The organism is Methylobacterium sp. E-045, assembly GCF_022829685.1.
Classification (GTDB): Bacteria; Pseudomonadota; Alphaproteobacteria; order Rhizobiales; family Beijerinckiaceae; genus Methylobacterium.
The window spans coordinates 228,960-240,997 of record NZ_JAKSYE010000086.1; the positions used below are offsets into that span (position 1 = coordinate 228,960).

The following is a 12,038-nucleotide window of genomic DNA, read 5'->3' on the forward strand; positions in this document are numbered from 1 at the left end:
CCGATGGGTTCCCTCGGGCCGCATGCCGGCTTCATCCTCGGCGCCTACGCCTTCACCGCCCTCGTCATCGGGGCCTTGATCTGGCGCTCGCTCAGCGATCACCGGGCGCAGAAGCGGGCCCTGGCGACCCTCCAGGGCGATGCGGGAGAGCGGGCGTGAGCGCCACGTCCCCGTCGGCCCCGGTGCGCCGGTCGCTCCTCGTCATCGCGCCGCTGGTGATCTTCGCGGCCCTGGCCCTGGTCTTCTTCATCCGCCTTCGGTCCGGCGCCGACCCGGCCGCGATTCCCTCGGCGCTAATCGGGCGGCCGGTGCCGGCCTTCGCCCTGGGACCCTTGCCCAACCTCGTCGGCGGGGAAGGCCAGGCCATCCCCGGCCTTTCCAGCGCCGACCTCAAGGGCCGGGTGACGGTGGTCAATTTCTGGGCCTCCTGGTGCGCCCCCTGCCAGATCGAGCATCCGCAGCTCATGCGCCTCGCCCGCGAGCCGGGGGTCAACCTCGTCGGGATCGACTACAAGGACGCTCCGGAGAACGGCCGCCGCTTCCTGTCGCGCAGCGGAGTGCCGTTCCAGGCGGTGGGCATGGATTCCACCGGCCGCACCGGCATCGATTTCGGCGTCTACGGGGTGCCGGAAACCTTCATCATCGGCCCCGACGGCGTGATCCGAGACAAGCTCGTGGGCATCGTCACGGCAGAGAATTATGCGGCGGTGCTCCAGAAGATCCGCGCGGCGGAGACGATGACGGCCGCCAGGCCCTGATCCGCCGACGGGCTTCGCCTAGATTTCGGGCTTCGCCCCTTCCTTGCGGTCGTAGCGCAGGAGGAGCGGGGTCTGCGACAGGGCGAACAGGATGGTCAGGGGCATGATGCCGACCACCTTGAAATTGGCCCAGAACGCGTAGCTCTGCGTCCGCCAGACGACCTCGTTGATGGCGGCCAGGGCCAGGAAGAACACGCCCCAGCGGAAGGTGAGCTTGCGCCAGCCCTCGTCGGTGAGATCGAAGACCGAATCCAGCACCACCGACAGGAGGGACTTCCCGAACAGCAGGCCGCCGAGGAGGATGGTGCCGAACAGGGCGTTCACGATCGTCGGCTTGATCACGAAGAACGTCTTGTCGTGCAGCGCCAGCGCCATGCCGCCGAAGACGAGGACGACGATGCCGGAGACCAGCGGCATGATCGGCAACCGCCGCAGCACCGCGAAGTGGATGGCCAGAGCCACCGCCGTCGCCACCACAAAGACCCCGATGGCCAGGAAGGTGCTGCTGTCCTCGCTCAGGCCGAACCGCGTGCCGAAGGAATTGAGCAGGAAGAACAGCACCAGCGGCCCCATTTCCAGGGCGAGCTTCGGCACCGGGGCGAGATGGCGGCGCGGCGGTACGGATTCGACAGGCAGGGTCATGATCGGTGAACGGCTCGTGCTTCGACGCGCCGGGACACGACGCGGCGCCGGGTGGGAGGCCGGATGTAGGACAGTCGCCCCGGCTTTCCTAGCGCGTGAGGGGGCGCCAAAGATCGACCGGGGGGCTCCGCAGGCAGATTGCTGGTGGTGTCAGCGGCCCGCCGCCACCGCGAGCTTCAGACCGGCGGCTCTCTGAACCGTGGTGAGCACGGCGAACAGGTTGCTCGCCGTCGGGTTGCCGGTCGGGCTCAGCATGCGCATCAGGCTCTTAGACGAAGAGCCTGTTTCCATGGCCAATCGTTCGAAGCCGATGGTTGCGTTGATGTAGTCGCGCAGGACTGCCTTCCCCGTATCGAGTTCTCCGGCCAGGAACTGATCCACCGCTTCCGTCAGCAAGGCTTCCCGGAATGCCGGGTCACGCTCGGCACGCGCTTTCACCGTTTCTTTGAAGCTGCGCGTCAGGTTCACGGTGTCTCCTCCGCCTTGCGCCGCTCGTACTCCGACCAAGACGGCAACGGAAGTCGGGTGGGCGCCAGCGTCGATCTCGCGCTGCGATCACTCCTCCTCCAGCCCCGCGATGGCCCGCGCGAAGTCACGCGCGGCGAAGGGTTCGAGATCCTCGACGCCCTCGCCCACGCCGATGAAGTGCACCGGGAGGCCGAACTTCGCCGCCAAGGCCACGAGGATGCCGCCCCGTGCGGTGCCGTCGAGCTTGGTCATGACGAGGCCGGTGACGTTGGCCGCCTTGGAGAACAGCTCGACCTGGCTCAGGGCGTTCTGGCCCACCGTGGCGTCGAGGACGAGGAGCACGGCATGGGGCGCCTCGGCGTCGATCTTGCGGATGACGCGCAGGATCTTCTCCAGCTCCGCCATGAGCCCGGCCTTGTTCTGGAGCCGGCCGGCGGTGTCGATGAGGAGCACGTCGGTGCCCTCGGTCCTGGCCCGCTGGAAGGCCTCGAAGGCGAGGCCGGCGGCATCCGCTCCCTGCGCCCCCGCCACCACCGGAACCCCGGTGCGCGTGCCCCAGACCTTGAGCTGCTCGATGGCCGCGGCGCGGAACGTGTCGCCCGCCGCGAGCATGAGGCTGTGCCCCTCCCCCTTCAGCTTCAGGGCGAGCTTGCCGATGGTGGTGGTCTTGCCCGCGCCGTTGACGCCGATCATCAGGATCACGAACGGCTTCTTCGTCGTGTCGATGGTGAGGGGGATGGCGACGGGAGCCAGCGCCCGTTCCACCTCGGCGGCGAGGATGGCCCGGACCTCGTCGGGGGAGATTCCCTTCTCGTAGCGGCCCTTGCCCACGGCTTCCGAGATCCGCATGGCGGTGTCGATGCCGAAATCGGCCTGGATCAGGGCGTCTTCCAGTTCCTCCAGGGTGTCCGCCTCGAGCTTGCGTTTGGTGAACAGGCCGGTGACCCGCTCGGACAGGGCCGAGGAGGTGCGCTTCATGCCCCCGGTGAGACGGCTCCACCAGCCGCGCTTTTCGGCCGTGGGTTCGGGGGCGGGTTCCGGGGCGGGCTTAAATTCCGGGGCGGGCTTGGATTCTAGGGCGGGCTTGGGTTCGGGCGCGGGCTGCGGCGCGAAGGCGACCGTCGTGGTGTCGGCCGTCTCCGCCCCGCGCGCGGGATCGTCTCCCGCCGTCCCGGCGGGCGGGCGCTCGTCGGCGCCCTCGATCGGTTGGAGATCCGCACCCTCGATCTCGTCGGGCGTCGCGTTCCTGTCCGGGTCGGCGGGGGCGGGTTCGCTGGGAGGGAGCGGGATCGCCGAGATGTCGTCAGCACCCGTCGCGAAGTCGGGCTGGCCTTCGGAGGCCGAGGCGGGGGATGCGATGGGGGGCGATGCCGGCTCGATCGCCGCTTCTTGTTTCGGCTCGGGTTTCGGCTCCGGCTTCGGATCGGGCGGCTGGACCGGCACCGGCTCGGGCGGCCAGGCCTCCTCCTTTTTCCCGAACATCCGCCGCAGCAACCAGCCCGGCCTCTTGTCTTCGCTCATACCCACTTGCTCCCCCGACCCCGCATGAGTAGCGCAGGGCGATGCCTTCAGCCGATGTTCCCGTGGATCACCCCATAACAGACATAGGCGCGCGCCTCCTCTACCGCGATGCCCTTGTCCTCGTCATCGACAAGCCGGCGGGGTTGCCGGTCCATCCCGGCCCCAAGGGCGGGGAGACGCTGACCGACCATCTCGACGCCCTGCGCTTCGGCCTGCCGCGCCGTCCCGAGGCCGCCCATCGGCTCGACCGCGACACCTCGGGCTGCCTCGCCCTGGGCCGTCACGCCAAGGCCCTGGCCCGCCTGAACAAGCTGTTCGCCGCGAGCGGCACGGTGGGCAAGACCTACTGGGCCATCGTCGAGGGCGGTCCCGCCGAGGACGAGGGCCGGATCGACCTCCCCCTCGCCCGCCGCTCGGACGACCCGCGCTCGTGGTGGATGAAGACCGACCCGGCCGGAGACCCGTCCCTGACCACATGGCGCATCCTCGGCCGCTCGCCGGACAGGAGCCTCGCCTGGCTGGCCCTCAGCCCGGTCACCGGCCGCACGCACCAGCTGCGCGTCCACTGCGCCGCCATGGGCTGGCCCATCCTCGGCGACACGATCTACGGCACCGCGCCGCGCACGGGCGGGTCGGGGCTGCAGCTCCATGCCCGCGCGCTGACCCTGCCGCTCTACCCGAAGAAGCCGGCCATCACGGTCGAGGCGCCCGCGCCGGGGCATATGCTGGGACGGATGGAGAGGTGCGGGTATCAGGGGGCTGCGTGATGCGCGGTTCCTTCTCCCCATTGCCGGTGAAGGTGGCCCGCAGCCAAGTCGGATGAGGGGAGCCACGGTACCAAGCGTCGCGCTGCCCCTCTCCCGGTCGCTCCGCGACCACCCTCCCCCGCAGCGGGAGCTACGATATTCACGTATCTCACGGGATGCGCGGGCCCCCTCTCCTTCCAGGAGAGGGAGCCCGGCGCGCCTCATCTCGAACTCTCTTGAACAGAGGAAGCAGACGTCGAGCAGACGTGTAAATCCGATAGCGCAGAGGGGGTGGGTTACTCCGCCGCGATCAGCACCCGGCCGTCATGGCCGGCGATCGCCACGGCGCGCAGCTCGCCCGCCGGCGCGTCCGCCGCCAGCCGGACCGGGGTGAACCCTTCCGTGCGCCCCATCCCGCCGCGCTCGGTGAGCACGCGGTGCGTCCGGCCGACCTCTCCCGCGAGATGCGCCGTCAGCGCCGCCGCCCCCGCCTCGCGCAGACGGGCGGCGCGTTCGCGGATCACGTCTCCGGCGACCGGCGGCATCCGCGCGGCCGGCGTGCCGGGGCGGGGCGAATAGGGAAACACGTGGAGATGCGTCAGGCCGCATTCGGCCACGAGATCGAGGGAGCGGACGAACTGCTCCTCCGTCTCCGTGGGAAAGCCCGCGATGAGGTCGGCCCCGAAGACGGCGTCCGGACGCAGCCGCCGCACGGCCTTGCAGAACCGGATCGCGTCGTCGCGGCCGTGCCGGCGCTTCATCCGCTTCAGGATCAGGTCGTCGCCGGCCTGCAGCGAGAGGTGGAAATGCGGCATCAGCCGCCTCTCGCCGGCGATCGCCTCCATCAGCGCCGCGTCGGCCTCGATGGAATCGATGGAGGACAGGCGCAGGCGCGCGAGGTCCGGCACGTGGCGCAGGATGGCCTGGACCAGCCGTCCCAGGCTGGATGACTGAGTAAGATCCCGGCCGTAGGCGGTGAGATCGACGCCGGTGAGCACGACTTCCCGACCGCCATGGTCGACGATGCGGCGGACCTGATCGACCGCATCCTCCAGGGCCACCGAGCGCGAGTTTCCCCGGCCGAAGGGGATGATGCAGAAGGTGCAGCGATGGTCGCAGCCGTTCTGCACCGGCACGAAGGCACGGGTATGCCCGGCCACCGAGGCGATCCGCGTCGGCGCGGCGTCGCGCACCGCCATGATGTCGTCGATGGCGAGGCGGGGCCTCGGATGCGTGGCGGGCAGCCAGGTCCCGGCCCTGGTCTTGGCGTCGTTGCCGACGATCCGGGCCACTTCCGGCATCGCCGAATAGGCCTGCGTCTCCACCTGCGCGCCGCAGCCGGTGACGACGATCTCGGCCCCCGGCCGCTCGCGGGCGAGCTTGCGGATCGCCTTGCGGGCCTGGCGCCCGGCCTCCGCCGTGACGGCGCAGGTGTTGACGAGAACGAGGTCGCCCTCCGTCCCCGCCGCCTCGGCATGGCGGCGCATCACCTCCGATTCCACCGTGTTGAGGCGGCAGCCGAAGGTCAGGGTCTCCACCGCCATTCAGTCCATCCGCTCGAAGATCTCGGCGGGCAGGACGCCTTCCCATTCGAGGGCCACCGGGCCGGTCATCAGGACGTGGTCGTCGGCGCGCCACTCGATGACGAGGTCGCCGCCGGGCAGGCTCACCGTGGCATGGCGGCCGATCATGCGCAGGCGCGAGGCCGCCACCAGCGTGGCGCAGGCGGCGGTGCCGCAGGCCAGCGTCAGCCCGGCGCCGCGCTCCCAGACCCGGAGCTTGATCGTGTGCGGGCCCGTCACCTGCGCCAGGGAGATGTTGGCGCGCTCGGGAAAGATCGGGTGATTCTCCAGCATCGGGCCGAAGCGGCCGAGGTCGTAACCGTCGGGATCGTCCTCGATGAAGAACACCGCATGGGGGTTGCCCATGTTCACCGCCCCCGGCGAATGCAGGACGGGCGCGTCGATGGGGCCGATCTGCAGCTCGATCCGCCGCGTGTCGGGGAAGGGTTCCGCCAGCGGGATCTCGTCCCACGTCAGGCGGGGGCGGCCCATGTCCACGGTGAAGGAGGCCTGCGCCTCGCGCTTCACGCCGACGAGCCCGGCCCTGGTCTCCAGGGTGAGGCGACCGCTCTCGGCGGGCCGTGCCATGGCCGGGTCGTCGAGCATGGCGTAGGCGACGCAGCGGGTGCCGTTGCCACAGGCGCCGGATTCCGACCCGTCGGTGTTGTAGATCCGCATGAAGCCGTCGGTGCCGGGCTTGCGCGGATCGTGGATGACCATGAGCTGGTCGAAGCCGGAACGCGGGTGGCGGGCGATGGCGCGGGCCTCCTCGGCGCTCACGACCAGCTCCGTGCCGCGCAGGTCCAGCACCACGATGGCGTTGCCCGCCCCGTGCATCTTCAGGAACCGTCGGTTCGCGAGCCTCGTCATGATCGTCTGCGCTTCGTTGTCCGAACGTGGCATCCGGCGGGGCATCCCGCCGGAAGGCCCCGCATATAGGACAAAGCGCCGGGCCGCGCACGCGGGCTCCGCTCGGGGGAGCGTTGCACAAGGGACGCGCCCGTCACGTTCCTGCGCGCGATGCGGGTTGGCGCCTCGCAGGCGGGCGGCTTCGTCCCTATTTTAAGGCTTCGCGATTCAGCCGTACGATTCGTCGCGGCGTGCGATCTCCGGAGCGTTGCCTTGACCCGTCATCGTCTATTGCCGCTCGTCAGCCTCGCCGCCGCTTTGGCCGTCTCCTCCGCCCTCGCGCAGGAGCCGTCCTCGCCCGCGACCGCCAATCCCCTGCCGACCACGACGGCGCCGGATCCGGCCAAGCCCGCCCCGGACGCGCCGGCTCGTCCGGTGCCGACCCAGGCGCTCCCCGCCGCGCCGGCACTCACGCCGGGACCGTCGCGCCCGACCCTGGTGGAGACCCCCGGCGACGCCAACGACGTGGACGAGGTCTCCCTTCCCCCCAAACCCGCCGCGATCCTGGCGGGTCGGGCGAGCTGGGAGGAGGCGGTGCCGGCCCTGAAGGCCGCTTTCGCCAAGATCGAGGAGGCGCTGGCCAAGGACGGGATCACCCCCGCCGGCCGGCCGCTCGCGGTCTTCGCCAAGACCGACGACGACGGCTTCCAGTTCGACGCGATGATCCCCATCGCCTCCATGCCGGACCCGAAGCCCGCCGAGACCGGCGGCCTGCGCTTCGGCACGACCCCCAGCGGCAAGGCCCTGCGCTTCCCGCACAAGGGCTCCTACGACGAGATCGACGGCACCTACGAGACCCTCACGGCCTATCTCGACGCCAAGGACGTGGTGGTCCAGGACCGGTTCATCGAGGAATACGTCACCGACCTCAACGACAAGGCTGACGAGAAGCTCGACGTGAACATCTACGCCCTGCCGAAATAGGCGGCGGCCCCCTCGAGCCGTGCCGCTCAAGCCGTCCCGGCCGGCCGGGGTGCTTCCAGGATCGCGCCGTCCTTGAGGTGGATCACCCGGTCGGCGGCGTCGAAGTAGCGGTCGTCGTGGCTGATGACGATCAGGGTCCGGCCCTCGCGCCGCAGGGCCGGCAGCAGCTCGGTGTAGAACAGGCGCCGGTAGGTCGGATCCTGCTCGGCGGCCCACTCGTCGAGGACGAGGACCGGGCGCCCTTCGAGATGGGCCTGGATCAGGGCGAGGCGCTTCCTCTGCCCGGCGGAGAGGTCGGTGGTGGAGAAGGCCCCGTCCCGGATCGTCACCTTGTGGGCAAGGTCCAGGGTTTCGAGATAGGCGTCCGCCGCCTCCGGTTTCGCCCCGGCGGGCAGGATGAGATCGTCGAACAGGTAATAGTCGAAGAACACCGCCGAAAAATGCTGGCGATAGGCGTCCCGCGTCTGTTCCGTCACCGGCGCTCCGTCGAGGAGCAGCGTGCCGGTCTGGGGCGGGTACAGGCCGAGGATCAGCTTGATCAAGGTGGTCTTGCCCGAGCCGTTCTCGCCGACGATGAACAGGATCTCCCCCCGCCGCACGGTGAGGTCGACGGGGCCGAGGGTGAAGCCCGGCCTGCCCTCCGCCGCCGGGAAGGTGTGGCTGACGCCGCGAAGCTCGATCCTCTCGATGGACGCAGGCGTCTGCGCCCCGTCCGGCGCGAGCAGGTTCGGCTCGGAGGCGGTGCGCCCGGCCGAGAATTCGGCGATGCGCTGGTAGGCGATCCGGGCCCGGCCGATCTCGGGCAGGATGGCGAGGATGTAGGTGACCGGGAGCTCGATATAGAGCAGCACCAGGACGAAGCCGGAAAGGACGGCGTTGTCGATCCCGAATGTCGCCTTGTAGGTCACGATGGCGGCGATCGTCGCGAACAGGGCGAGTTTCTTCGTCAGGTGGGAGAATTCGAAGAGCGTGTCGCTTCGGAACCGGTTGCGGCGAAGGTCTTCGATGGAGGAGGCCAGGGCCTCGTCCCGCAACCGCATCCGGCGCTGCCGGTTGAGCCGCAAGTCCCGGCTGCCTTCGGTCAGGCTCTGGAAGTGCTTCTGCATCGTGTCGACGAGTTCGCGGCGCGTGCCGTAATGGACCATGGCCCGGCGGCGCAGGACGTTCTCCGCGTAGCTGCCGAGGCCGAAGACCAGCAGGGTGATGGCGAAGAGCGGGGCCGACAGGGTGAGCATGTAGACGAGGCATCCCAGGGTCACGCCGCTGTGAATGATCAGCCCGGACAGCATCGAGACCGCCGTCGACAGCGTGGCGGCATCCGTGTTCAGCGAGGCGAGGACCTTGTGGCGGCCGAGCTGCTCGATGCGGTCGATGGGTGCGGTGAGGATCATGTCGGCGAGATCCTGGTTCAGGCCGGCATTGATGCGCCCGCTCGCCAGGGCGCTGCCGAGCCCGGAGAGGAGGGACCCGCCCACGCCGAGGAGGACGAGGCCGAGGAAGACCGGAACGAAATTGTCGGCGAGACCGCCCTCCGCGTGGATGGCCGTGTTGACCTTGGCCAGGACCGTCGCCGTGGCGAGGCCGCTCAGCGCCCCGATCGTCGAGGAGGCGGCGACGAGGGGCCAGATCGGACGCAGCAGGCGCAAAGCATCCTGGCCGAGTCCGCCCAGACGATCGTCCGATCCCGCCATCGATCCCTCCGGTCCAGCCCCAGGCACCGTCGCCGGGCCGCTCGTCAGGCGGATACGTCAGGAACGGAATGTGCCGAAAGTCGAAACACGCAGGGCGTGTCTGCGGCCGGGCCGGCTTGTCGGCGCGGCGAGGATGTGGAGAATAGCGGCATCCCCAAATCGAACGAGTCGCGCCGGGCTCAGAGCAGGCTGAGCTGCGCCGGGACCGCGGAGGCCGTCCCGCGCTCCAGGGCGAGCAGCCACCGTTTCGTGTCGAGGCCGCCGGCAAATCCCGTGAGGCTGCCCGCCGCGCCGATGACGCGGTGGCAGGGAACCACGATGGGGAGGGGGTTGGCACCGTTGGCGGCACCCACGGCGCGGCTGGCGCTCGGACGGCCGATCCGCCTGGCCAGCTCGCCGTAGCTGATCGTCTCGCCCGGCGGGATGCGGGTGAGTTCCTCCCAGACCGCGAGCTGGAACGGCGTTCCGCGTGGATCGAGTGCAAGGTCGAACCGGGTGAGTCGGCCTTCGAAATAGGCGCTCAATTGCCGCCGGGCCTCGGCGAAGGCCGTATCGTCCCGGCGCCAGTCCGCCCGGGGTGTCACCGCGCCCTTGCCGGTGGGAAAACCGATGCAGGCGAGGCGTTCATCCCGGCCTGCGAGGACAAGGGGACCGATGGGGCTGGGCAGGATCGTGTAGCGCGTCTCGGTCATGGCATCCGATGGGTGTTGACGCCTGAGGGTCGGCGGGAGCCTTGAACGTCTGCGGTGGGTGGAAAATGGGAAGGCGGCTTTCCCTCGGCTAAGCACGAAGAGGAGACCGGCCAATTAGCTGATATCAAGATGGAGAAACTGATTGAAGTCGCTCTGCCTGTATGAACCGAAAGGTCCACCGTTCACGAAACCTCGACGCCGATACAGTTCGAGGGCGGGTTCAAACGCGGTTCCACTGCCCGTTTCAAGGCTCAGGCGTCGGACTCCGCGCGCCGAGGCGGTGGCGATGATGGTTTCGAGGAGTGCCGCGCCCGCTCCCATCCGAAGGAAATCTGGATGGGGCCGCATCGACTTCACTTCCGCCGTGCCGTCCGCCGCCATTTTCAGGGCTCCGACGCTCGCTACTCTTCCGTCCCGCCGCGCTGTCCATACGGTCACGCTCGGATCTTGCAGGCCTGAAAGGTCCAGCGCGAAGACGCTGCCGGGCGGTGAGGACGCATGCATACCCGCGAGATGGAGCGCCAGTAACGCGCGCGTTTGGTCATTTGAGAGATCATCCCGTTCAATGTCGAACATGATGTCCCCAACCCTTCGTCTTGCAAGCGTCCCGGCAAGATGTCTGCTTAGAGAAGGGCCGGCAACCCGCACGAAGGGCAGCGTCGGGTCGAAAGCAGCCCCCTCTCGATGCGACCAAGCGTTCGGTCGCGCGCCCGCTCCCGCCACGACGGGGCGGGAGCGGGCAGTGCGCCGCCCCTACTCGGCCGCCTCGCTATAGGCGTCCACCGGCGTTCCGCGCGGATCGAGATCGAGGTTGAACCGGGTGAGTCGGCTTTCGAGATAGGCGCTCAATTGCCGCCGGGCCTCGGCGAAGGCCGCATCGTCCCGGTGCCAGTCCGCCCGGGGTGTCACCGCGCCCTTGCCGGTGGGAAAACCGATGCAGGCGAGGCGTTCATCCCGGCCGGCGAGGACGAGGGGACCGATGGGGCTGGGCAGGATCGTGTAGCGCGTCTCGGGCATGGCATCCGATGGGTGTTGACGCCTGAGGGTCGGCGGGAGCCTTGAACGTCTGCGATCGGTGGGGAGGAGACCTTGGCCTTCCGGCCCGAAGGGGACGTCCCGCATCGGACCCAATCCCACGTATGGCGACGCTCCTGCAATGCTCGGATGCCGACGTTCGATGTGCGAACGTTATGGAGCCGATGACCGAAACCGTAGGGCCTCGACCAGCAGGGCGAACGCCGGCGTCGGCTGGCGGCGGCTCGGATAGTACAGGTGGTATCCCGGCATGGTCGGGGACCAGTCGGCCATGATGCGGACAAGGCGCCCGTCCTCGACTTGGTCCCGCACGACGTCTTCGGGCAGGAAGGCCAGGCCAAGGCCTGCGACCGCCATGTCGACCATCAGTGTGATGGTGTTGAAGGTCAGCTGCCCCTCGGGACGCACCCGGACAGATTGGCCCTGCTTTATGAACGGCCAGACATAGACCCCGCCCGAGGTTGGCAGCCGCAAGTTGATGCAGGCGTGCTCGGTCAGATCCTGCGGCATGCGTGGACGGCGACGCTTCTTGAAATAGCCCGGCGACCCGACGAGCGCCTGACGGAAGTCCGGACCGATGCGGACACCGATCATGTTCTTGGCCACCTGCTGGCCAAGGCGCACGCCGGCGTCGAAGCGGTCGGCGACAATGTCGGCCAGTCCGTAGTCGTTCGTGATCTCGACCTTGATGTCCGGGTAGTCCGGCAGCAGCCGCGCCAGGGCCGGAGACAGGATCGTGTCGGAGGCATGCTCGACCGAGGTGATGCGCAGGCTGCCCGACGGCTTCTCGCGCAGCGCCGTCAGGTCGGCGAGCCCGGCCTCGATCCCATCGAAGTGCGGGCCGACCGTTTGCAGCAGCCGCTCGCCCGCCTCGGTCGGCGCGACGCTACGGGTCGTCCGGGTTAGGAGACGCAGGCCGAGCCGGGCCTCCAGGGTGCGGATCGTGTAGCTCAGCGAGGGCTGGGAAACCCCGAGTTGGGCTGCCGCCTTGGTGAAGCTCCGCTCCCGTGCGACCGCCAGGAAGGCGATAAGGTCGGTGACGGTCTCCCGCGCCATTCATAGTCCTCATCTATAGGTGCATGCGGGGTTT

Annotated in this window: 14 protein-coding genes; 4 read left to right on the forward strand and 10 right to left on the reverse strand. The window is 69.2% G+C overall.

Going from position 1 to position 12,038, the window contains the following annotated elements; genetic code table 11:
• Nucleotides 1–3 precede the first annotated feature (3 nt).
• Both ccmD and MKK51_RS16605 read left to right on the forward strand, forming a co-directional pair.
• Nucleotides 4–159 carry a heme exporter protein CcmD gene (gene ccmD / locus MKK51_RS16600; protein WP_243978948.1) on the forward strand — a complete coding sequence of 52 codons (156 nt, stop codon included), beginning with the start codon at nt 4–6 and terminating at the stop codon, nt 157–159.
• On the forward strand, nt 156–758 hold the full coding sequence (locus MKK51_RS16605) for a DsbE family thiol:disulfide interchange protein (RefSeq protein ID WP_243978949.1): 603 nt from the start codon (nt 156–158) through the stop codon (nt 756–758). The genes ccmD and MKK51_RS16605 overlap by 4 nt, the downstream gene beginning before the upstream one ends.
• Nucleotides 759–776: 18 nt before the next feature.
• On the opposite strand, the gene MKK51_RS16610 is transcribed toward MKK51_RS16605, so the two are convergent.
• The 3 genes from MKK51_RS16610 to ftsY form a co-directional block, all read right to left on the reverse strand.
• On the reverse strand, nt 777–1,400 hold the full coding sequence (locus MKK51_RS16610; RefSeq protein ID WP_243978950.1) for a septation protein A: 624 nt from the start codon (nt 1,398–1,400) through the stop codon (nt 777–779).
• Nucleotides 1,401–1,550: 150 nt separating this feature from the next.
• Entirely contained in the window at nt 1,551–1,868 is a 318-nt protein-coding gene (locus MKK51_RS16615; RefSeq protein WP_243978951.1) for a DNA-binding protein, read from the reverse strand.
• Nucleotides 1,869–1,955: 87 nt separating this feature from the next.
• Nucleotides 1,956–3,389 carry a signal recognition particle-docking protein FtsY gene (gene ftsY / locus MKK51_RS16620; RefSeq protein ID WP_243978952.1) on the reverse strand — a complete coding sequence of 478 codons (1,434 nt, stop codon included), beginning with the start codon at nt 3,387–3,389 and terminating at the stop codon, nt 1,956–1,958.
• A gap of 41 nt (nt 3,390–3,430) precedes the next feature.
• Between ftsY and MKK51_RS16625 the strand changes: the two genes are divergently transcribed.
• Entirely contained in the window at nt 3,431–4,156 is a 726-nt protein-coding gene (locus MKK51_RS16625; RefSeq protein ID WP_243978953.1) for an RluA family pseudouridine synthase, read from the forward strand.
• 275 nt (nt 4,157–4,431) lie between these two features.
• On the opposite strand, the gene mtaB is transcribed toward MKK51_RS16625, so the two are convergent.
• Together mtaB and dapF are read right to left on the reverse strand one after the other, a co-directional pair.
• The gene (gene mtaB / locus MKK51_RS16630) at nt 4,432–5,679 is read right to left on the reverse strand and encodes a tRNA (N(6)-L-threonylcarbamoyladenosine(37)-C(2))-methylthiotransferase MtaB (protein ID WP_243978954.1); all 1,248 of its coding nucleotides are present in this window, start codon (nt 5,677–5,679) and stop codon (nt 4,432–4,434) included.
• Nucleotides 5,680–6,567 (reverse strand): diaminopimelate epimerase, encoded by an 888-nt coding sequence (dapF, locus tag MKK51_RS16635; protein WP_243978955.1) that lies wholly within the window; start codon nt 6,565–6,567, stop codon nt 5,680–5,682.
• Nucleotides 6,568–6,819: 252 nt separating this feature from the next.
• Between dapF and MKK51_RS16640 the strand changes: the two genes are divergently transcribed.
• Nucleotides 6,820–7,530, forward strand: a complete 711-nt coding sequence (locus MKK51_RS16640) for a GyrI-like domain-containing protein (protein WP_409565699.1) — start codon at nt 6,820–6,822, stop codon at nt 7,528–7,530.
• Between the two features lie 26 nt (nt 7,531–7,556).
• Here MKK51_RS16640 and MKK51_RS16645 read toward each other — a convergent pair whose 3' ends face one another.
• The 5 genes from MKK51_RS16645 to MKK51_RS16665 all read right to left on the reverse strand — a co-directional run bounded on the left by MKK51_RS16645 (nt 7,557) and on the right by MKK51_RS16665 (nt 12,004).
• Complete coding sequence (locus tag MKK51_RS16645) at nt 7,557–9,221, reverse strand: cyclic peptide export ABC transporter (RefSeq protein WP_243978956.1); 1,665 nt, start codon at nt 9,219–9,221, stop codon at nt 7,557–7,559.
• 179 nt (nt 9,222–9,400) lie between these two features.
• Complete coding sequence (locus MKK51_RS16650; protein ID WP_243978957.1) at nt 9,401–9,913, reverse strand: methylated-DNA--[protein]-cysteine S-methyltransferase; 513 nt, start codon at nt 9,911–9,913, stop codon at nt 9,401–9,403.
• A gap of 114 nt (nt 9,914–10,027) precedes the next feature.
• Nucleotides 10,028–10,489, reverse strand: coding sequence for a GNAT family N-acetyltransferase (locus MKK51_RS16655; RefSeq protein ID WP_243978958.1), 462 nt, complete (start codon nt 10,487–10,489; stop codon nt 10,028–10,030).
• A gap of 177 nt (nt 10,490–10,666) precedes the next feature.
• Nucleotides 10,667–10,930, reverse strand: a complete 264-nt coding sequence (locus tag MKK51_RS16660; RefSeq protein WP_243978959.1) for a hypothetical protein — start codon at nt 10,928–10,930, stop codon at nt 10,667–10,669.
• 171 nt (nt 10,931–11,101) lie between these two features.
• Nucleotides 11,102–12,004 carry a LysR family transcriptional regulator gene (locus MKK51_RS16665; protein WP_243978960.1) on the reverse strand — a complete coding sequence of 301 codons (903 nt, stop codon included), beginning with the start codon at nt 12,002–12,004 and terminating at the stop codon, nt 11,102–11,104.
• Between the last annotated feature and the right edge of the window lie 34 nt (nt 12,005–12,038).

Coding starts and splice junctions, on each gene's coding strand:
- ccmD (WP_243978948.1), top strand. CDS start 4: ATGGGTTCCCTCGGGCCGCATGCCGGCTTCATCCTCGGCGCCTACGCC.
- MKK51_RS16610 (WP_243978950.1), bottom strand. CDS start 1,400: ATGACCCTGCCTGTCGAATCCGTACCGCCGCGCCGCCATCTCGCCCCG.
- ftsY (WP_243978952.1), bottom strand. CDS start 3,389: ATGAGCGAAGACAAGAGGCCGGGCTGGTTGCTGCGGCGGATGTTCGGG.
- MKK51_RS16625 (WP_243978953.1), top strand. CDS start 3,431: ATGCCTTCAGCCGATGTTCCCGTGGATCACCCCATAACAGACATAGGC.
- mtaB (WP_243978954.1), bottom strand. CDS start 5,679: ATGGCGGTGGAGACCCTGACCTTCGGCTGCCGCCTCAACACGGTGGAA.
- dapF (WP_243978955.1), bottom strand. CDS start 6,567: ATGACGAGGCTCGCGAACCGACGGTTCCTGAAGATGCACGGGGCGGGC.
- MKK51_RS16645 (WP_243978956.1), bottom strand. CDS start 9,221: ATGGCGGGATCGGACGATCGTCTGGGCGGACTCGGCCAGGATGCTTTG.
- MKK51_RS16650 (WP_243978957.1), bottom strand. CDS start 9,913: ATGACCGAGACGCGCTACACGATCCTGCCCAGCCCCATCGGTCCCCTT.
- MKK51_RS16655 (WP_243978958.1), bottom strand. CDS start 10,489: ATGTTCGACATTGAACGGGATGATCTCTCAAATGACCAAACGCGCGCG.
- MKK51_RS16660 (WP_243978959.1), bottom strand. CDS start 10,930: ATGCCCGAGACGCGCTACACGATCCTGCCCAGCCCCATCGGTCCCCTC.
- MKK51_RS16665 (WP_243978960.1), bottom strand. CDS start 12,004: ATGGCGCGGGAGACCGTCACCGACCTTATCGCCTTCCTGGCGGTCGCA.